The sequence below is a fragment of the Pyrinomonas sp. genome (assembly GCF_040289685.1).
Taxonomy (GTDB): Bacteria; Acidobacteriota; Blastocatellia; order Pyrinomonadales; family Pyrinomonadaceae; genus Pyrinomonas.
The window spans coordinates 9779-28395 of the sequence record NZ_PSLQ01000047.1 but is presented as its reverse complement, the minus strand read 5'-3'; the positions used below and the strand labels follow the sequence as shown (position 1 = coordinate 28395).

Annotated in this window: 16 protein-coding genes and 5 tRNA genes; 8 read left to right on the top strand and 13 right to left on the bottom strand. The window is 60.5% G+C overall.

Translation table 11 applies throughout. The features are described 5' to 3' along the window. Positions 1-126: 126 nt before the first annotated feature. The 5 genes from C4334_RS10565 to C4334_RS10545 all read right to left on the bottom strand — a co-directional run bounded on the left by C4334_RS10565 (position 127) and on the right by C4334_RS10545 (position 1700). Positions 127-201: transfer RNA gene (locus C4334_RS10565), tRNA-Thr, on the bottom strand. A gap of 35 nt (positions 202-236) precedes the next feature. Further along, a tRNA-Gly gene (locus C4334_RS10560) sits at positions 237-312 on the bottom strand. Positions 313-317: 5 nt separating this feature from the next. Next, a tRNA-Tyr gene (locus C4334_RS10555) sits at positions 318-407 on the bottom strand. 20 nt (positions 408-427) lie between these two features. Further along, positions 428-503 (bottom strand) — tRNA-Thr (locus C4334_RS10550). Positions 504-1058: 555 nt separating this feature from the next. Then, on the bottom strand, positions 1059-1700 hold the full coding sequence (locus C4334_RS10545; protein WP_352432050.1) for a zinc-binding metallopeptidase family protein: 642 nt from the start codon (positions 1698-1700) through the stop codon (positions 1059-1061). Between the two features lie 130 nt (positions 1701-1830). Between C4334_RS10545 and C4334_RS10540 the strand changes: the two genes are divergently transcribed. Then, positions 1831-2793, top strand: a complete 963-nt coding sequence (locus tag C4334_RS10540; RefSeq protein ID WP_352432049.1) for a FlgT C-terminal domain-containing protein — start codon at positions 1831-1833, stop codon at positions 2791-2793. Between the two features lie 356 nt (positions 2794-3149). Here the strand turns inward: C4334_RS10540 and pgsA are convergent, their stop codons facing one another. Beyond that, the gene (gene pgsA, locus C4334_RS10535) at positions 3150-3896 is read right to left on the bottom strand and encodes a CDP-diacylglycerol--glycerol-3-phosphate 3-phosphatidyltransferase (RefSeq protein WP_352432048.1); all 747 of its coding nucleotides are present in this window, start codon (positions 3894-3896) and stop codon (positions 3150-3152) included. Positions 3897-4222: 326 nt separating this feature from the next. Here pgsA and uvrA point away from each other — a divergent pair, with 326 nt between their 5' ends. From uvrA to C4334_RS10520, 3 genes are all read left to right on the top strand, one after another. Next, entirely contained in the window at positions 4223-7057 is a 2835-nt protein-coding gene (gene uvrA, locus C4334_RS10530; protein ID WP_352432047.1) for an excinuclease ABC subunit UvrA, read from the top strand. Between the two features lie 201 nt (positions 7058-7258). After that, on the top strand, positions 7259-7855 hold the full coding sequence (locus C4334_RS10525) for a D-sedoheptulose-7-phosphate isomerase (RefSeq protein WP_352432046.1): 597 nt from the start codon (positions 7259-7261) through the stop codon (positions 7853-7855). A 198-nt stretch (positions 7856-8053) separates the two neighbouring features. Beyond that, complete coding sequence (locus tag C4334_RS10520) at positions 8054-8476, top strand: secondary thiamine-phosphate synthase enzyme YjbQ (RefSeq protein ID WP_352432045.1); 423 nt, start codon at positions 8054-8056, stop codon at positions 8474-8476. A 204-nt stretch (positions 8477-8680) separates the two neighbouring features. On the opposite strand, the gene C4334_RS10515 is transcribed toward C4334_RS10520, so the two are convergent. The 5 genes from C4334_RS10515 to C4334_RS10495 form a co-directional block, all read right to left on the bottom strand. Continuing rightward, positions 8681-8757: transfer RNA gene (locus C4334_RS10515), tRNA-Met, on the bottom strand. Positions 8758-8862: 105 nt separating this feature from the next. Then, complete coding sequence (locus C4334_RS10510) at positions 8863-10419, bottom strand: OmpA family protein (protein ID WP_352432044.1); 1557 nt, start codon at positions 10417-10419, stop codon at positions 8863-8865. Positions 10420-10522: 103 nt separating this feature from the next. Beyond that, positions 10523-10672, bottom strand: a complete 150-nt coding sequence (locus C4334_RS10505) for a hypothetical protein (RefSeq protein WP_352432043.1) — start codon at positions 10670-10672, stop codon at positions 10523-10525. A 111-nt stretch (positions 10673-10783) separates the two neighbouring features. Then, on the bottom strand, positions 10784-12283 hold the full coding sequence (locus C4334_RS10500) for an outer membrane protein assembly factor BamB family protein (protein ID WP_352432042.1): 1500 nt from the start codon (positions 12281-12283) through the stop codon (positions 10784-10786). A 103-nt stretch (positions 12284-12386) separates the two neighbouring features. Beyond that, positions 12387-13118 carry a response regulator transcription factor gene (locus tag C4334_RS10495; RefSeq protein WP_352432041.1) on the bottom strand — a complete coding sequence of 244 codons (732 nt, stop codon included), beginning with the start codon at positions 13116-13118 and terminating at the stop codon, positions 12387-12389. Between the two features lie 219 nt (positions 13119-13337). Between C4334_RS10495 and C4334_RS10490 the strand changes: the two genes are divergently transcribed. From C4334_RS10490 to rpoZ, 4 genes are all read left to right on the top strand, one after another. Next, positions 13338-15176, top strand: coding sequence for an ABC transporter ATP-binding protein (locus C4334_RS10490; protein WP_352432040.1), 1839 nt, complete (start codon positions 13338-13340; stop codon positions 15174-15176). 75 nt (positions 15177-15251) lie between these two features. Beyond that, positions 15252-16133 carry a YicC/YloC family endoribonuclease gene (locus C4334_RS10485; protein ID WP_352432039.1) on the top strand — a complete coding sequence of 294 codons (882 nt, stop codon included), beginning with the start codon at positions 15252-15254 and terminating at the stop codon, positions 16131-16133. Then, entirely contained in the window at positions 16123-16794 is a 672-nt protein-coding gene (gene gmk, locus C4334_RS10480) for a guanylate kinase (RefSeq protein ID WP_352432038.1), read from the top strand. The genes C4334_RS10485 and gmk overlap by 11 nt, the downstream gene beginning before the upstream one ends. A gap of 29 nt (positions 16795-16823) precedes the next feature. After that, positions 16824-17069, top strand: coding sequence for a DNA-directed RNA polymerase subunit omega (rpoZ, locus tag C4334_RS10475; RefSeq protein WP_352432037.1), 246 nt, complete (start codon positions 16824-16826; stop codon positions 17067-17069). Positions 17070-17084: 15 nt separating this feature from the next. On the opposite strand, the gene C4334_RS10470 is transcribed toward rpoZ, so the two are convergent. Then, on the bottom strand, positions 17085-17600 hold the full coding sequence (locus tag C4334_RS10470; RefSeq protein WP_352432036.1) for an eCIS core domain-containing protein: 516 nt from the start codon (positions 17598-17600) through the stop codon (positions 17085-17087). A gap of 143 nt (positions 17601-17743) precedes the next feature. After that, positions 17744-18535, bottom strand: a complete 792-nt coding sequence (locus C4334_RS10465; protein ID WP_352432035.1) for a biotin--[acetyl-CoA-carboxylase] ligase — start codon at positions 18533-18535, stop codon at positions 17744-17746. Positions 18536-18617 lie beyond the last annotated feature (82 nt).

Here is an 18617-nt window from a genome sequence, read left to right as displayed (position 1 = left end):
TCGTCCCGATGTTCACGTGTGGCTTCGTCCGGTCAAACCGCTCTTTGCTCATCTTGTCTTCGTTCTCTCCGTTCGGAAAAGTTCTTTGGAATCGCTTCGTTGATGGATATCGGGTCTAGTTGACCTTGGAGCCCGCGACGGGGATTGAACCCGTGACCTCATCCTTACCAAGGATGCGCTCTACCCCTGAGCTACGCGGGCCCGCGATGGTGGTGACCTCGAATCAAGAATTTCAATGGAGCGGGCGACGAGACTCGAACTCGCGACCCTCAGCTTGGAAGGCTGATGCTCTACCAACTGAGCTACGCCCGCTCACCTGGTGCAGGGGGCAGGATTCGAACCTGCGTAGGGCAGTGAAGCCCGCCGGGTTTACAGCCCGGTGCCATTAACCACTCGACCACCCCTGCACTGAGAACTCGTCAAACTTTGGAGCCGGTGAAGGGATTCGAACCCCCGACCCGCTGATTACAAATCAGCTGCTCTACCAGCTGAGCTACACCGGCCCAAGGAAGGGGAAGATCATTTACCTGAGCCGTCCTGCAACTCCGCCGTCTCATCCATACGCCGCAGTCGCTCCCTGCTTCATCCATCGGCGCTCTTCCGATGTCCACCGCTCGTCACTCCCCGGAAGCCCCGCCGACAGGGTCGGCTTTGACGGCCAACCTATCGAGCAAAATAGTCTGCTTTTTTCAAGCAGTTCTCAACCCCTTCCGACAAACTTCAAATATTAACAACGCTTTTACGGAAAGGCAAGCGCCCACATGCAATCACGCGCAAAACGCTTCTTGCCACGCGACGGTCGTGAACCGTCACTCCAAACGCCGACCTCAAAGCAGCCCCAAAGCGCCCAGTAAGCGGCGATACAGGCGCGACACGAGCCCAAGCCTTAGCCTCAAAGCGGCTAGGAGGACCACACTTAGGTCCGCCGTTTGTTGAGACGAAAGGCTTTCGCCCCTTGCTCCGTCGAGGCAAAAGGCGGGTGCCTTTCCGCATAGGCGCTCGGACGCAAACGCTCAAATGATCGCGCGCCACAACTTGCGCTTCGCAGGCTCGATCACTCAAGCTCCCTCTCGATAGGAAGCTTCGCGTAGCCAACGCGCGCGAGTCGTGCGCACAAGCGCGCGAGGTAATCTAGATCCTGCGTCTCCTCTTTTTTCGTGTTGGTTCTCGTAGCCAGCGGCGATGTTCACCGGCACGTGCTTCCGCAGTTCGAACGTGTCGGCGTAACGACCTTTATCGCTTGGTTTATGCCCCATGCCCAACTCGCGGGCCAAAGCTTCGGCAAACGCGTCGCTGACGCACCTTTCGTCCTCCTGATGCGTGATGATCTCTGTTTTGCCGCGCCTATCGACTTGAATGGCGAAGCGCACCCCCTGCAACATCCCATCGTGCTCTTTAACCCACGCGGAAGAACCTTTTCTTCCAATCTCCTCGCCGGAGAAGAGCAAGTAAAGAGCCGTGATCTTGGCAAAGTGGGCCAGATAGAGCACCATGGCGACGCTGGCGCGATCATCCGCCCCAAGGATCGTCTCCCGATCCGTGCGGGCCGTCGTCCCTTCGATCACAAGATTGATCGGCTTCGGCTCTTTGCCTTCGGGGTCAAGATTTTTCTTCTGCGCGCTGGTCCAGCCGTTGGACCAGTCCACGTCGCCTCGAGTTCGCTTGCGCAGTGGGCCTGCTCCAGTTTCAAAGAAAGGCATTGACGCTTCCGCCGCGAAAGGCTAGGATGTTCACTGGTGGCGCAAGGCCACTGCCCCGTTGACCTCACCTTCTGTTTTGCCATTTGGGAATTACGCCACTGCGAAGATTTCTTCAAGGAGCCTGAAGACAGTGAAAACCAAGAACCTGATTCGCGTTCATCTGCTCGCCGTCGTTTTCGGTTTGGTTTGTCTGAACGCGCACGCGCAAACTCCGGCATCGCCGTCCGCTCCGCCGAAAGCCAAAGAGACGGAACTTTATTGCGCCGGATTCATCGAGTACGCGCCGGCACCCTACCGCTTCGAGATCGTCGGCGGCGAAGAAGAGCAAGAGCGGCGCGTCTATGCGCAAGGAGATTTCGTTTACATCAATGCCGGAGCGAATCAAGGGATTCGCCCTGGGCAAGAGTTCTCCGTGATTCGCCCGCGAGGGCAGTTTCGGCCAGCCTTTACGCGCAAGAAAGGCTGGCTCGGAGTCTACACGCAAGAGATCGGCCGTTTGCGCGTCGTCGAGGTCAAGGACCGCGTTTCAGTGGCGCAGGTCGTGCAATCGTGCGAGACCATCTTGCTCGGCGACCTATTGCGCGCAAGCTATCCGCGCCCGGCAGCTTCTTTGCCCGCCGAACCGACGCTCGCCCGTTTTGCCGACCCGAGCAACAAACAGCGCGGACGCATCGTGCTGGCGCGCGATGGACGCGAGATGCTCTCGGCTAATCAAGTGGTCTTCATCGACCTCGGCGAAGAGGATGGCTTGCGCCCTGGGGACCGTTTGATCATCTACCGCCCGGTGGGCACAGGCAACGTGACGCGCTTTCGCGACGATGAGGTAACGGTCGCCGCCAGCGGCGGTTTTGAAAGCCATCGCTTCCGCGGCGGCAAGTTCTCCAATCAAGCGCTGCGCGTCAAAGACGGCAACACCACTGGCGTCTACGGCCCGACCGTGAGCGTGCCTGAGATCAAAGGGCGGCGTCCGCCGCTTCCGCGCAAGATCGTCGGCGAACTCGTCGTTACCAACGTCCAACGGCGCGCTTCCACCGCGATCATCACGCAGACGGCGCAGGAAGTGATTACGGGAGATTACGTCGAGGTGAAATAACGCGCGGGGCCGAAAGACCCGGCTTTGCGAGCGCATTGGACTGTAGTGCGCGCACAGCAACACGATTCGAGTGGGTGCGTTGAACCGTGGTGCGCGCCGAACGGATCCGTGCGCACGAGAGCGCGTTCAAGAGCAATTTAAACGAGATAAGATCACGTTCGCACACGGAGCGTATATCACGTGCGCACGAGAGCGCGTTCAAGAGCAATTTAAACTGCGGTGCGAGCGCAGAGCCAGACCTTCGGTTCTGCGCTCTTCGCATCTTCGCCCGTCGAATTCCCAACGCTTTCAGGTTGTGGGCGCGCTTCACGCGGCGATCCGTTCGTGGGCGAAGGAGTGGGGTCGAATTCCGATGTTTAAGGTTGCGGACGCGCCTCTGTCTTCGCGCCGAGGGCTTCGGCGTCATGGATCTCGCGCTCAACGTTGATCCGGAAAAAGGCGCGAAAGTATTGGATCATGGAGGCGCACGCAGTGATCACCACGACCCACAACATAGCGCGTCCTGCCGTGTAGAGGAGAACCTGCCAATCGGTCATCGTCATCTTCGCCTCGCCGAAAAGATGCGCGGTAGCTTGACGGAGTTCAGGCACGGTCCAAAACTCCACCGCCGGGAAGGCTTGCCCGAAGTTGGTGACCGGAGGCGCGCCCGATACGCTCGACAGGATGAGCAGCGTGATTGCTGCCACTTGCGCCAACATCTTCAACTTGCCCATGCGCGACGCGGCAATCACCACGCCGTCCACCGCCGCGATGGAACGCAATCCCGACACGGCGAACTCGCGTCCGATGATGAGGACCACCGCCCAAGCGGGCGCTAGACGGTTCTCGACCAAAGAGATCAACGCCGCCGAGATGAGCAACTTATCGGCGATGGGATCGAGAAGCTTGCCGAGTTTGGAGACTTGTCGGCGACTGCGCGCCAAATGCCCATCGAGAAAGTCTGTGAAGGCCGCCCCGAGAAAAAGAGTCACGCCTGCGATGTGACGCGGCACGCCCAACCAGTCTTCCGAAAAAGGGGTCAACAAGACGACGACCAGCAACGGGACGACGAAGATCCGCGAGATCGTCAGCGCATTGGGCAGATTCACCGATCGAAACTCCACCTGGCTGAAAGACCGAACCGCGCCGCTTCGGCGAGCGAAGCGCATCTGCTCAAACGCAAAGGGGCGTCGTTCTGGCACGAAGTGTATGCCGCGCCTCATGGTGTGTCAAGAACAGGCTTCGGCGAGGCGTGCGGTCAGCTTCGTTCGAGTCTCTCGCTCTCGAACGATTCCTCAACGTCCCCCTGATCTTGCGCGATCAACGAGTGATAAAGACCGAACGCCATGCGGCGGTGTTTTGCCTTGCTTGCAGCTCGAAGATCAACTTACAATAAGGTTTTCTTCGTTATGCTCGACGCTTCACAAGGGGGCGAGAAGATCTTCCGATCATGGCCATCGACCGCATCACGGTGCGCGGCGCGCGCCAGCACAACCTGAAAAACATCGATGTTGAGATCCCGCGCGACCGCTTGACGGTGATCACCGGTCTTTCCGGTTCGGGCAAATCGTCGCTGGCGTTCGATACCATCTACGCCGAGGGACAGCGACGATATGTCGAGTCGCTTTCGGCCTACGCACGGCAGTTCTTGGATCAGCTCGAACGACCCGACGTCGATTCGGTCGAAGGGCTGTCGCCAGCCATCTCCATCGAGCAGAAGACCGTCTCGCGCAGCCCTCGTTCGACCGTCGGCACGGTGACCGAGATCTACGACTACCTGCGCTTGCTCTTCTCCTCGATCGGTCAGCCGCACTGTCACCGCTGCGGCGCTCCCATTACGCGCCAATCCGTCGAACAGATCGTGCAAAGCGTGCTCGCGTTGCCCGAGGGCGAACGAGTGATGATCTTGGCGCCGGTCGTGCGCGGGCGTAAAGGCGAATTCAGAAAAGAACTCGAAAAGCTCGCCAAAGATGGGTTCATGCGCGCGCGCGTTGATGGTGAACTCGTTTCGCTCGATGAAGAGGTGCGTCTTGACAAACGACGCAACCACACCATTGAAGCCGTTGTCGATCGGCTCTTGATCAAGCCGGGCATCGCCGAGCGTTTGACCGAATCGGTACGCACCGCGCTGAAGTTGACGGGCGGCGCCGTCATCGTCTCCGTCGTTGATGGCGATGAACGGCTCTATTCGGAGAAGATGGCTTGCGTCAACTGCGGCATCAACATCCCGCCGCTCGAGCCGCGCTCTTTTTCGTTCAACTCGGCGTACGGCGCGTGTAAAAGATGTCATGGACTTGGCACGGTGCTTGAAATTGATCCGGCTAAGCTGATCGCGGATGCGACGCAACCGGCCAACAAGCTCGATTTTTTAGGAACGGCTGATCGCCAAGCTTCGTCTTACTTGAAGAGCGCGCTCGCCTCGCTGCTCGAACACTTCGACCTCGATCCGCACATGCCTTTCGGCGAGCTGCCGAAAGCGGCGCGCGACGCCTTCTTTTATGGTCTTCCCGGCGAGATCTATTTTCGTCAAGGGCAGTACCAGTATCGAAGCGAATGGCGCGGCGCACTCCGTTTCTTGCGCGAGCGGCTGAACGATCCGCCGTCGGAGAAGATCCGGCTCGCGTTGGAAGAACTCGTCTCACCAGCAGAATGTCCAGACTGTCATGGCAAACGCTTGCAGCCCGAATCGCTCGCCGTCAAGGTCGGCGGACGCGGCATCGCCGACTACACGGCGCTGACAGTGGAGGAGGCGATCAAAGCGTTCGACCGCCTTCGATTGACCGAACGGGAAGAGCAGATCGCTGGCCTCGTGCTGCGCGAGATCAAAAGTCGGCTGCGTTTCCTCGCCACAGTCGGACTCGGCTACCTGACGCTCGACCGGCCATCGGCGACGCTTTCGGGCGGCGAAGGACAGCGCATCCGTCTGGCGACGCAGATCGGATCGCAACTGCGTGGCGTTCTTTACGTGCTCGATGAGCCGTCCATCGGCCTTCATCCGCGCGACAACACGCGCTTGCTCGACACGCTCGCGACGCTGCGCGACCTCGGCAACACGGTGCTCGTCGTCGAACACGACGAAGAGACGATTCGACGTGCCGACTTCGTCATAGATCTCGGCCCAGGCGCTGGCGCACATGGCGGCGAGGTGGTCGCTGCCGGCACGCCCGAACAGATCGTCCGCGAACCGCGCTCGCTCACCGGGCAGTACATCGGCGGCGCGCTGGCGATTCCGGTGCCATCGGCCCGTCGTCGTCCAAATGGCAAAAGCATCTGGGTGCGCGGCGCGTGCGCGAACAACCTCAAAGAGATCGATGTCGAATTCCCGCTCGGGCTGTTCATCGTCGTCACGGGCGTCTCCGGCTCAGGCAAGTCCACGTTGATCGATGACATACTCTACCGCGCGCTATCCCGTCACCTCTACGGGTCGCTCGCCGAACCGGGCGCGCACCGGGCGATCGAAGGGCTGGAGCATGTTGACAAAGTGATCGAAATCGATCAGTCGCCTATCGGACGTACGCCGCGTTCGAATCCAGCGACCTACACGGGATTGTTCACGCCGATTCGCGAACTTTACGCGATGCTGCCTGAATCGCGCGAGCGCGGCTACAAACCGGGACGCTTCTCCTTCAACGTCAAGGGCGGGCGCTGCGAAGCGTGCGAAGGCGAAGGTTTGAAGCGCATCGAGATGAACTTTCTGCCCGATGTTTACGTGCTATGCGACGTCTGCCGCGGCGCACGCTACAACCGCGAAACCTTGTCGATCAAGTACAAGGGCAAATCGATCGCCGATCTGCTCGACACCACGGTTGAAGAGGCGCTGCCGCTGTTGGAGAACATCCCGCAGATCAAGCCGAAGCTGCAAACTCTGCTCGATGTCGGATTGGGTTACATCAAACTGGGCCAGCCAGCGACGACGCTTTCGGGCGGCGAGGCGCAGCGCATCAAGTTGGCTAAAGAACTCTCCCGTCGCGCGACTGGCAAAACGATCTACATCTTGGACGAACCGACTACCGGACTTCACTTCGCCGACGTGCACAAATTGCTCGACGTACTGCAACGCCTCGTCAATCTCGGCAACACGGTGATCGTCATCGAACATAACCTTGACGTGATCAAATCAGCCGATCACGTCATCGATCTCGGACCCGAAGGCGGCGATGGCGGCGGGCGCATCGTTGCTGCTGGCACGCCTGAAGAGGTGGCTCGCGTGCGTCGCTCCTACACCGGGCAAGCTTTGCGCGCCGTGCTCAACGGGAGCAATGGCAATCGCCGCAAGCACGCATGATGGGCGCTTGCTAAAGGGCCGCACGCGGCGTTAAAGTTTGCGCTTTCGAAGTCGGATCTGCCTCCGCTTTTTGCTGGCTGACGACTTCACGCTCTTTTGGAAGCCGAATCCGCTTCCATCTCTACTGGCCGGAACTGACGACTGAGCGCAAACGTCGCCCGCCTCCGACAAACGGTTGCGTGCGCCGCCGTTTTTGCAATCATGATCGAGATCGTACGTAACATCGTCGCCGAAAGCTTAACAGTCAAAGAACGTTTCTTCGCCGAGCAGGCCGACCAAATCGTCCGCGCAGCGGAGATCATCGCCGCCGCCTTTCGCGCCGACCACAAAATATTGCTCTGCGGCAACGGCGGTTCTGCCGCCGACGCGCAGCACATCGCGGCTGAATTCATCAACCGTTTCATCATCGCCGACAGACGCGCGCTGCCCGCGATCGCACTGGCCACCGATGGCGGCGTCCTTACTTCCATCTCCAACGATGCGGCCTTCGCCCAAATCTTCGCCCGCCAGATCGACGCCCTCGGCGAGCGCGGCGACGTGCTGGTAGCGCTCTCAACCTCTGGCAATTCGCCCAACATCGTCTGCGCCGCCGAACGCGCGCGCGCACGCGCCATGCGCATCATCGGCCTTTTAGGGCGCGATGGCGGTCGCGTAGCCCCCTTGTGCGATCTGGCGCTCATCGTCCCAAGCACCAGCACGCAGCGGATTCAGGAGACACACAATTTGCTCGGCCACATCATCTGCGAGTTGGTCGAAAGAGATCTCTTCCCCGAACAGTTTGAAGAGAAAGGCGCTTGACGTAACGTCAACTGGCGACGAGCTTGTGCATCGGATGGGAGTTTTTGAAGCCGAAATTCGGCGGCAGCCGAAAGGGCGGCGGGAGAGAGCTGTTCAAAGCTGTTCGAGGCGTAATGAAGCCACCGCAGTGAGGACGGTGTAAGCTAGTCGAAAGAGGCCGAACACTGCCGCAAGCGGGTGATTCGTCGAGGAACAGGGATGAAATCGCACACGAAATATCTGACGTTCAACGTTCCGGAGCGCATGGCCTTCGTGCGCATCACGGAACAGGTCGAAGAGGAGGTTCGCAAAAGCGGCATTCGCGAAGGTCTTTGTCTTGTCAATGCGATGCACATCACGGCCAGCGTCTTCATCAACGACGACGAACCGGGGCTGCATGAAGACTACAAACGCTGGCTCGAATGGCTCGCTCCGTACGACCCGAGCCCGCAGCGCTACCTTCATAACCGCACCGGTGAAGAGAACGCCGATGCTCACCACAAGCGGCAGATCATGGGACGCGAAGTAGTGGTCGCTGTAACCGATGGCAAACTCGACCTCGGTCCTTGGGAACAGATCTTTTACGGCGAGTTCGATGGCCGTCGAAGCAAGCGCGTGCTCATCAAGATCATCGGCGAGTGATCCATCGGCAAGCAGCGTTCAGAGATTCCGCCCAAGCGCACGCTAAACACCGCGAAGACAATCCGTGCCGTAGGACGAACGAAGCAGTTCCACCAGAAACGCGCACGCGGCGGGACGAACGAAGCGATGCCATTTGCACGCGCACGACGCCGTGTTTCTCGTTCGACCTCAGAAGATCATGGGGCGCAAGTGCGCCCCAAAATTTGGTAGCGGGGGTGGGGCTCGAACCCACGACCTTGGGGTTATGAATCCCACGCTCTGACCGACTGAGCTACCCCGCCATTTTTCGAAGCTCAATTATTCCGAAGCGCCGCTTCGACGTCAAGCGCAACGAGTTCTTTTGGCAAAAGGGGCGCTTTCTTACCTGTCACCGATCACGCTGACCTCTAGTTACGACTCGTCCGTTCCGTTTCCGTCTCGGGGACTAAGATCAGTTCCGCTCGACGGTTGCGCGCACGTCCTGCGATGGTAGTGTTCGGTGCGACTGGATTTGCCGCTCCCATTCCGACGCTCTCGATACGTGCGCTGTCGAGGCCAGCGGCGACCAAGCGCGCGGCCAACGCACGCGCGCGCTCCTCGGTCATGGCGCGCAGCGCTTCGCCATCGCCGCGATCATCGCTGTACGCCTCGATGATGAGGCGAAAGTCCGGGTAGTTAGCGAGCAGCGCCGCCAGCGGTTCCAACTTCGCTGCCGCGCGCGGTGAAAGCTCTGTGGCGCGTGCGCTGGTCCACAAAGCGTTCTCCGGCAAGATCAAGACCAGACCGCGTTCGGTTTCGCGCACCGTGCCGTAGCGCGCTAATTGCTGTTTGAGTTTGAGCATGGCAGCGCGTCTTTTGGCGGCCCGTTGTTCCGCCGCACGACGAGCCTCTTCAGCGCGCCGCTCGCCTTCAATGCGCGCCAGTTCGATCTTCGCTCGTTCGGCTTCGGCGCGCGCGCCCTGCAACTCTTCGCGCAAACGTTCGTTCTCCGCCTGCAGATCGCGTATGCGTTGGTTGGCATTGGCGAGATCTCTTTCGAGCAATTCGCGGGTGCGCTCGCCGCGTTCCACTGCCTCACGCAATTGCGAAATCTCTTTGCTCGCGTCGGCAGCAGCGCGTTCAGCTTCGCGCACCGCTTCGTCGCGTCGAGCGATCTCTTCGCGCCGCTGACGTGCGGCGCGTCGGGCTACGGCCAGCTCTTCGGCGCGCACCGCCAAGCTCGTCGCCCGACGCGCCAGCGCATCGACCTCGGCATCTTTTTGCTTCAAACGCCACGCGCTTTCGGCTTGTTGAAGCTGTTCCTCGGCAGCTTTCAACTCTTCCGGCGCTTCGCGTTCGGCGCCGGCAAAGCGCGCCAGTTTCACCGCCTGACGCGCGCCGAGCAGCGAAGTCGGCGTCTGCGTGTAATCGCTATCGGCGACCTCCGGAATGGTCAGCTCACGGTAGTAGTCGCTCGTGTTACCGATGTAACGGACCGGCACAGTGGCGATTTCAACTTCGCCGGGATCGCGCGGCGGCAAATTTTCGAGCACAACCATACGGCTCGGCGTCTGGACGAGAAAATGGGGCTCCGCCGTGACGATCAAGGCAAAGGTTTGCAGCGGCGTCGTCACATCGATCTTGGAATCGATCAAAAAGCTCCCGCTGCGTTTGATCTCGCCGAGGTTGTCTGTGCGCCCCTCAGGCGTGATGGCCCAGAGCACATAGGTCGTATATGCCCCGCCAAGTTCGTAAGCGCGCGGCAGGTGTTCTATCTTCATCTCGATGCGCGTCCCGCGCCGTCCAGTGCGCTTGATCTTGGCCTCGCCGCTTAGCCGCGGCAGTCGCGTTGTTCCGCGGAACCGGACCGTGACCGTGCGATCCAGTGGATAAGTGATGGCGACCGTCTCACGCGGAATATCATTCTGCGCTGACGCGGAAACGGCAAAGATCACGCTCAAAAGCAACCAGAATCGCCTCTTCATCAAAACAGCTCCCAGCGAGCACGCCGGACGCAAGCGAAGCGTCGCGCCGCGCCGAATCTTCATCAACTGTTGATGCGCTCGATGCGCTCGCATGTTGCCGCGCCTATTTTTGCGCCGCTCGTCGGTCGGCGACGAACTGAACGAAACCGACACCGATGGCACATAGCAGAAAGACATGCCACATGCCGCCTTTGCCCGCGATCCAACCGATGAACCACACCGACAACAACGCGATCGTTATCTTCCAAAGCATTCTGAAATCTTCGCAAGTCACGCGCCCTTTGTTTGATGGAAGCAGCGGACATTCTACAACTCAACGTCCTGACACGCGAACGTCCCATCCGATTCGCGGCGGCCAGCGCGCTCAACGTGGCTGAGGCGGAAGCGCTGCAGCACGTAATCCGACGTCGTCGCTCGCCACAACGTAACGCACCCCGTCTCCGCCTTCCACCAATGCTAGCGAACGCTCCGCTGGCGTCCGCACAATTTCGGCCAGCGTTGCCGATTCTTCCGCTTGCCACAGCAAAGCGCCGTCCCGCCTGCGCCATGCGGCAGCAAACGCCGGCCCAGCCGCCGCGATCACATCCGCCTCGCCGTCGCCATCGACATCGGCAAAAAGCGGCGCGTGCGCATCCGAGGCTCCGCCCCTTCGCCACTCGACACGACGCGCAACGAGATCGAAAAGCACGACACGGTTTTCTCGATCGATCAGAGCGGCCTTAGACTCTTCCGTTCCGATTGCTCCCCCAACCGCTATCTCGCCCCGCGGAGCCGCGCTGAGCGGCACTTCCCAAAACACACGCGCTAAATCCAAGGAGACAGCCGCCAGTCCACGAACGGTGCCGACAAGAAAGTAGCGTCCGTCGCGCGTCTCGACGAGCGCAGGCGCCGTCGTCGCTTGGAGCGCGAGCGCGCGCTTTCTCTGCCCCTGATCGGTCCAGTGCTCCGCGCTTCCGTCATCGAGCACGACGACCGCGCTTGCTCCATCGCACCATAGCGCTCGCGGTTCTGCTCTTAACGCAGCGCGCCACCTTGCCCGCCCCGTCGCAACATCAAACGAAGCGAGCATAGCCGGTCCGGCGGTCGCTACAAGAACGGATGAAGCATTGTCGTTTGCGACCGCCACCGCAACGATTCTGGCTGAAAGCGACGCGCGCCACTTTTCACGCCCCGTCATCGCATCTAGCAAAAGCAAAGCCCTGTTCCAAGCGACGATCAACGGCGGACCATCCGTGGCGCGGATCGGCAACGTCCATGCATCAGCGGCAGAACCATCAAAGTCAAGTCGAACGACCCACCGGGCCGTCCCGGTGCGCGCGTCGAGCGCATAAGTGACCCCTTTTTGATTCGTTCCGACGACGAGCGTCGAATCGCCCGCGCGGACGAACTTCGGCGCGGCAATCCAACCGGTGAGCGTGCGCCAGCCAGAATGATGCGGCGCGAGAAGCAAAGGTACGGGACGGTCGCCAATTTTGATGCGCGTAGGCGTCGAGAAACGCCCCGTCTCGTACTCTGCTGGCGCCACTCGCCAGTAATAATCGCCCGGCTCAAGATCGGCGATGACGTGCTCGGTACCGGAGACGACGCGGTCGAAGATGATGTCACGGAAGCGGGCGTCGCGCGCCAGTTGCAAGCGGTAGCGCGCCACTCCGCGTCGCTCTGCCCAGCTCAATTTGACCGCCGCTTTCTCTTGCGAAGGCGCAGCGAAAGCGAGGAGGGGGCTTTTCGAGGCGAGCAGCAGAACAAAAACGAGGTAAAGGCAGCACGCGATCTTCAGCGGCGGACGCAAATGCAAGAGCGCGGCACACACACGGTTGTCTCGCTCGGAGACGCGGCGCGCGATCTTCAGCAGCGGACGCAACATTCGTCGGCAATTGAGCCGGAGCATAGCGTGTGGAGCTCCGCCCGTTCGAAGTTTGTCGCTCGCCGGTTCGATCAATCGCTTTGCCATGCCGAAGCGCATGCGCTCACAGCGCATCGTTGATCTTGTAACCAACGCCGCGCACGGTCAGCAGGTAACGCGGGTTCTTCGGATCAGCTTCGATCTTTTTGCGCAGGCGGTTGATGTGTGGATCGATGTTGCGCTGGTAACCCTCGTAATCCGTGCTCCAGATGGCATCGAGCAAATCATCGCGCGACCACGCGCGTCCAGGATCGCTTGCCAAAAGCTCAAGGATTTGGAATTCGAGCGGCGTCAAATCAACGCGCTCGCCGCCGACTGTCACTTCGTGGCGTCGCTTATCGATCACCAGATCGCCGATGACGATGCGATTTTTGACCACGGGCTGCGGCGCACGCCCGGCCCGGCGCAAGAGGGCTTCGACGCGCGCTTCGAGTTCGCGCGGATCGAAGGGCTTGGCGAGATAGTCATCGGCCCCAGCGTGAAAACCGGCGACCTTGTCCTCAACGGCATCGTGCGCCGTCAGAAAAAGGGCGGGCGTGTCCAGACCGCGCTCGCGTAAGCGACGCAACAGCTCGATGCCGTTCATCTCCGGCATGGCGACATCGAAGATGAAACAATCGAAGTGGCTCCTCAACGCATGCTCGAAGGCACGCTGTGCACTTTCCTCATCCTCGACCTCGTAACCGAGACGACGGAAATACTCCGCCAAAAGACGAAGCATGCTCACGTCATCATCGACGATCAGCAAACGTCGGACGGCTTTTTCGTTTTCAGCAACCACGGCACTCGTCATCATCTCTTCGCAATGACTTCTAACCTTGATTCGGCTGAAGATTATAATCCAAAGACCGACGGATCTGCGCCAACCGATCGCGCCTTTCAACCAATCGCCTTGACGCTTTGGCACCCCGCTCAGTATGATTTGCTCTTTGCCGTTCGGAGCGCGACCGTCGGCAACCTACCGACCGCGCTCGATCGTGACCCCGCCCGAATGAACGCGACGCGCAGGCGACCCATGCACGACCTACGACGTTTGCTCGCATACCTTCGGCCCTATTGGGCCTACTTCGTGCTCGCCACCATTGCGATGCTCGCCGTCGGCCTGCTGCAGAGCGCGATGGGCGCGCTCATTGTGCCCATCTTCGACCAAGCTTTCAAGCCCGGCGCGGCTCAACGGACGCCGACGCTCTTCGGCCTTCAACACCTGATCCCATCCTCAGGCTTTGCTGCATGGCGCACGATCGCGCTGCTGCTGCTTGTTTTCACCATCGCCAAGGGTTTGGCCGAATACCTTTCGACCTACTTGATGGCGCGCGTCGGACAAGGGGCTGTGCTCCGTTTGCGCCGGGATCTTTACGAGCACATCCTGCGCCAGTCGGCCGATTTCTTCGAGCGCCACCGAACGAACTACCTCGTTTCGCGTCTGGTCTCTTCTGCTGCCGCCATCGAAACGGCGGTGACGACGACGCTGCGCGACATGCTGCGCGAAACTTTCACGCTCATCATCTTTCTCGGAGCCTCCATCTACTACTCTTGGCGGTTGACGTTGAGCGCGCTGGTGATCGCGCCGGTGGTCGCCTTGTTGACGACGCGCTTCGGCAACTCGCTACGCAAACTCGCGCGCGAATCGGTCGAAAGCACGCAAGGGCTTTCCGACGCAGCGCAAGAAGCGATCGCCAATCAGCAAATCGTCAAAGCCTACTGCGCCGAAGAGCGCGAGCAGCGGCGCTTCCAACGCGCGGCAGAGCGCATCGCGCGCGCCAATCTGCGCACGGCGCGCATCGTCGGCTTTGCGCCGCCGACCATCGAACTGGTCGGCGTTGTGGCCGTTGTCTTTCTGCTCTTCATCGGCCAGCGCGAAATCGTCGCGGGGCGCATGACGTCGGCGCAGTTTCTCGCTTTTCTCTTCTTCCTCTTTTCAAGTTACGACCCGATGCGCAAGCTCTCGCGCTTGCATAACAGCATGGAGCAAGCGCTCGCCGCGGCGCGCCACGTTTGGGAAGTGATGGACGAAAAGATGGAACTCGCTGAAAAGCCCGACGCGGCTCCGCTTGCGCCGCTTCGCCGCGCGATTGAACTGCGCGACGTCTCGTTCGGCTACGCCAACGACCGACGGAGCATCCTACGCCGCATCAACTTGCGCATTCCAGCCGGCGCTGTGGTCGCGCTCGTGGGCGAATCGGGCGGCGGCAAATCGACGCTGACCAAACTCATCCCTCGTTTTCACGATCCGGATGAAGGGGCTGTGTTGTGGGATGGCATCGATCTGCGCGATGTGAAGTTGGCCGATCTCCGTCGCCAAATCGCCATCGTCACGCAAGAGACGGCGCTTTTCAATGACACGGTGCGCTACAACATCTCCTACGGTCGTCCTGAGGCGACCGATGAAGAGATCGAAGAAGCGGCGCGCATCGCTTTCGCGCACGATTTCATCATGGAACTCCCACACGGCTACGATACGGTGATCGGCGAACGCGGGATCTTCCTTTCGGGCGGTCAGAGGCAACGATTGGCCATCGCGCGTGCCGTGCTGACCGACGCGCCTGTGCTCATTTTGGATGAGGCGACATCAGCGCTCGATGCGGAATCGGAAAGGCTGGTCCAGCGCGCATTGGCGCGTCTGATGCAGGGACGCACGACGGTGGTCATCGCTCACCGGCTCTCGACGGTAAGACGCGCCGATCTGATCGTCGTCATGGAACGCGGACGGATCGTCGAAACTGGCACACACGAGGAGCTTCTGGCGCGCGGCGGCGTCTACAGTCGCTTGTACGCCTTGCAGTTCGCCGACGAGGAACCGACGGAGTCGAATGAAGAGCAGGAGCTTCGAGCCGATTCTTCGGTCGCGCATTGACGCGGCGATCAGGAGGACGGAGCCAAAAGCTTGATAAATCGACTGCGCGCGAGCGCAACCGAGCAAACGAAGAACATGAAGTCGATGACTGGATACGGGCGCGGACAAACGACGAGCGCCGACTTCCGCGTCACGGTTGAACTCAAAACGGTCAACAACCGTTTTCTGGATCTGCAACTGAGAGCGAGCGCGGAACTGACCGGCATTGAAACGGTGGTTCGCCAAGCAGTGGGCGCGCGTTTGGCCCGAGGGCGCGTCGAAGCGACGATCACATTCGAGCGAACGGGCGAGATCGCTTACGAGATCAATCGCGCGCTGCTGGCTGGCATCTTGCACGCGATGCGCGAGGTTCAAAAGGAGTTCACGCTCACCACCCAACCGGACATCAATGCGCTGGTCCGGTTGCCGGGCGTGTTGCAACCCGTTCGCGCGTCGCTCAGCGCAGAGGAGATCGACGGCATCAACCGAGCGCTCGCGCAGGCGCTCGATGAACTGGACCAGATGCGCGTGCGCGAAGGCGAAGCGCTCAAGCGCGAGATGCTCGCGCATCTGGCCGAGATCGAGCGCTTGGTGCCGGTGATCGAAGATTTAGCTGCCGATCAAGTCGAGATCTATCGCGCGCGCCTGCAACGGCGCGTCGGCGAACTCCTAGCGCGCAGCGGAGCCGACATCATCGAACTCGATCAAGCGCGGCTTGCGCAAGAGGTCGCTTATCTAGCTGAACGAAGCGACATCACCGAGGAAGTCGCTCGCTTGAAGAGTCATCTCGCTCAGTTTCGCGCGCTCGCTGCCGAGGCAGGCGAAGTCGGCAAAAAGCTCGACTTCTTGCTGCAAGAGTTGAATCGCGAGGCGAATACGATCCTCTCGAAGACGACCGATATCGCCATCAAAGAGGCCGGCTTAGCCATCAAAGCGGAGATCGAGAAGCTACGCGAGCAAGCGCAAAATGTCGAGTGAGAGTCAAGGACGCGGCATGCTCATCGTCGTCAGTTCACCTTCGGGCGGCGGCAAGGGGACGTTGATCCGTCGCGTGCGCCAGACCGTTCCTGACCTGAGCTATTCGGTTTCGTGGACGACGCGCAAGCCGCGCCCGGGCGAAGTCGAAGGGCGCGATTACCACTTCGTTTCGGTCGCAGAGTTCGAGCGGATGCGCGATGGCGGAGGGTTCCTCGAATGGGCTTGCGTCCACGGCAACTATTACGGCACGCCGTGGAGCGAAGTCGAGCGCGCGCAACGCGCCGGGCTCGACGTGATCCTTGAAATAGACGTGCAGGGCGCGGCCAGCGTGCGTCGCCTCGCAGCCGAAGCGATCGCCGTCTTCATCATTCCGCCGTCGTTCGAAACCTTGCGTGAACGCCTCATGCATCGCGGATCGGAAGCCCCAGCCGATCTCGAACGGCGGCTGCGCAACGCGCGCTTTGAGGTCGAACGCTACTGTGAGTTCGACTACATCATCCTGAACGACGAAGTCGAACGCGCCGCTACGCAACTGGCCGCCGTGATCTATGCTGAGCGCGCCCGTCGCCCGCGCCAAGAAGCGCTCGTGCGCCGCGTGCTGGAGACCTTCCCGCCCGTCGAGCAAGGCAACGCACAAAGTGGACAGAACGGCGGCAGTTGATCTATCTTGATCCGAGGATGATGAAAGAGATGATGAGGAGAAAAGAGGCCATTAGCGAAGTGAACCCGAGCATCCGCTTGCAAGAGCAGATGCCACCTGAGATCGACTCCAAGTACCGACTGGTTCTCATCGCCGCCGAGCGGAGCAAACAGATCATGCGTGGCGCTAGCCCGCGCGTCCCGCTCGATCCCACAAAACACAAACCGACGCGCATCGCGCTTGAAGAGATCGCGCGCGGCAAAGTGCGCTTCGTCATCGAAGACCAGAAGCGCTGACCCCTCTTTCGCTCTTCATTCTTCGGCTCGCTCGCGCCGATCAGGAACCGCTAGCGCTTCAGTCGCTTTGAGCTGACGCGCGCCCTCTCTTTGTTGTGCGCGCCAGTTCAGGAAAGCCTCCGTCGCGGCGTAAGCGGCCCCCTCTTCCGGCACGGCGAAGTAGGCGCGCACGCGCGCCTCGCGCCCCAAGCTTCTGCTGCGCCACAGTTCGCGCCAGTATGTGCCAACGTAAGAGAGCGCCAACCGACACGCGCCCACGCGCCGAAACTGGAGAACGTGCACCGCTTCGTGCACGATCAACCACCCCGGAACAACCAAGCGCCCGCGCTCATCGCGCCGAACTAGCTTCGGGGCAACGAAGATGTGTCGTCCGATGGTGAACCCTCCAGCGCGCATCAGGCGCGTCGCCCACCGCGCAAACAGTCCCGTATGAACGCGCAACTCGGGAAGCGAAATCTCTTGATCACGTAAGTGGGCGCGCAGAAACTCTTCGATCTGCGCTTGCGCCCATGGCGCGAGCCGCATGGTCATGTCATTCTCGTCCCGCTCACGTTCGTCGAAAGTTCGTCGCTTCGCGCGCGCCTCTGCATCATTCTGAAGATCGAGTCGCACGCTAAACCGACCGGTCCAGTTGTCCAAACTTTTCTGCTGCGCGCTGCCTCACATGAACGCTCTTATCCGGGATCCGATCGACGCGAATCCGGGTCGCCGCCCGTTTCGAGTTCGCGTAGCTCCATGATCTCTGCCGAGTAAAGGTGCAGCATCTCACCGCTTTCGGTTTCGAGGCGGAGCGCACCTGTCGGCTCCAGACCGCGCGTCGTCCCCTGAACCGTTCGACCTTCCACGGCGACGCGCACGCGCTTGCCGAAAGCATAACTCGAACGATGCTCCCACGCGCGACGAATCGCTTCCGGTCCGGTCTCGGTGTGGAGCAGCGCGTACCACGCATCAAGTGCATTTATCAATGCTTGCAACAGCCTTTCGCCATCGGGAACAGCTCCGGTCTCCGCTTCGACCGAAGTCGCCGAGGCAGCGAGTTCTGTAGGCCAACCGATGGAACGCAAGTTGATCCCGACGCCTAGTACACATGCGCGCCCGCCTTCGGCCTCAACCGTTTCGGCCAAGACGCCGCAGATTTTCTTGCCATTGATCAGCAAATCGTTGGGCCATTTGATGTCCGCTTCTACAGAACAGACGATACGCAACGCGTCGCGCGCGGCCAGCGCCCCGATCAGAGAGATGAGCGGCCACCATCGCTCTTCGACGGTTGGGCGCAAGATGATGCTGAAATAGAGTCCCGCATCGGGCGGCGATGCCCACGTTCGACCTTGTCGCCCGCGCCCGCTTGTTTGCGCGCGTGCCACGATGCACACGCCTTCGGGCGCGCCACGCCGCGCTTGTTCTGCCGCCTCCGTGTTGGTCGAAGCGATCCTGTCGTAGCGAATGATCACTGGCGGAAAACGCATGAGACGACTGTACGAATCGAAAATAGAAGACATACGAATCGAAGATAGGAAAAGGTCGCGCCTCCTTGTAAGAACGAACAGT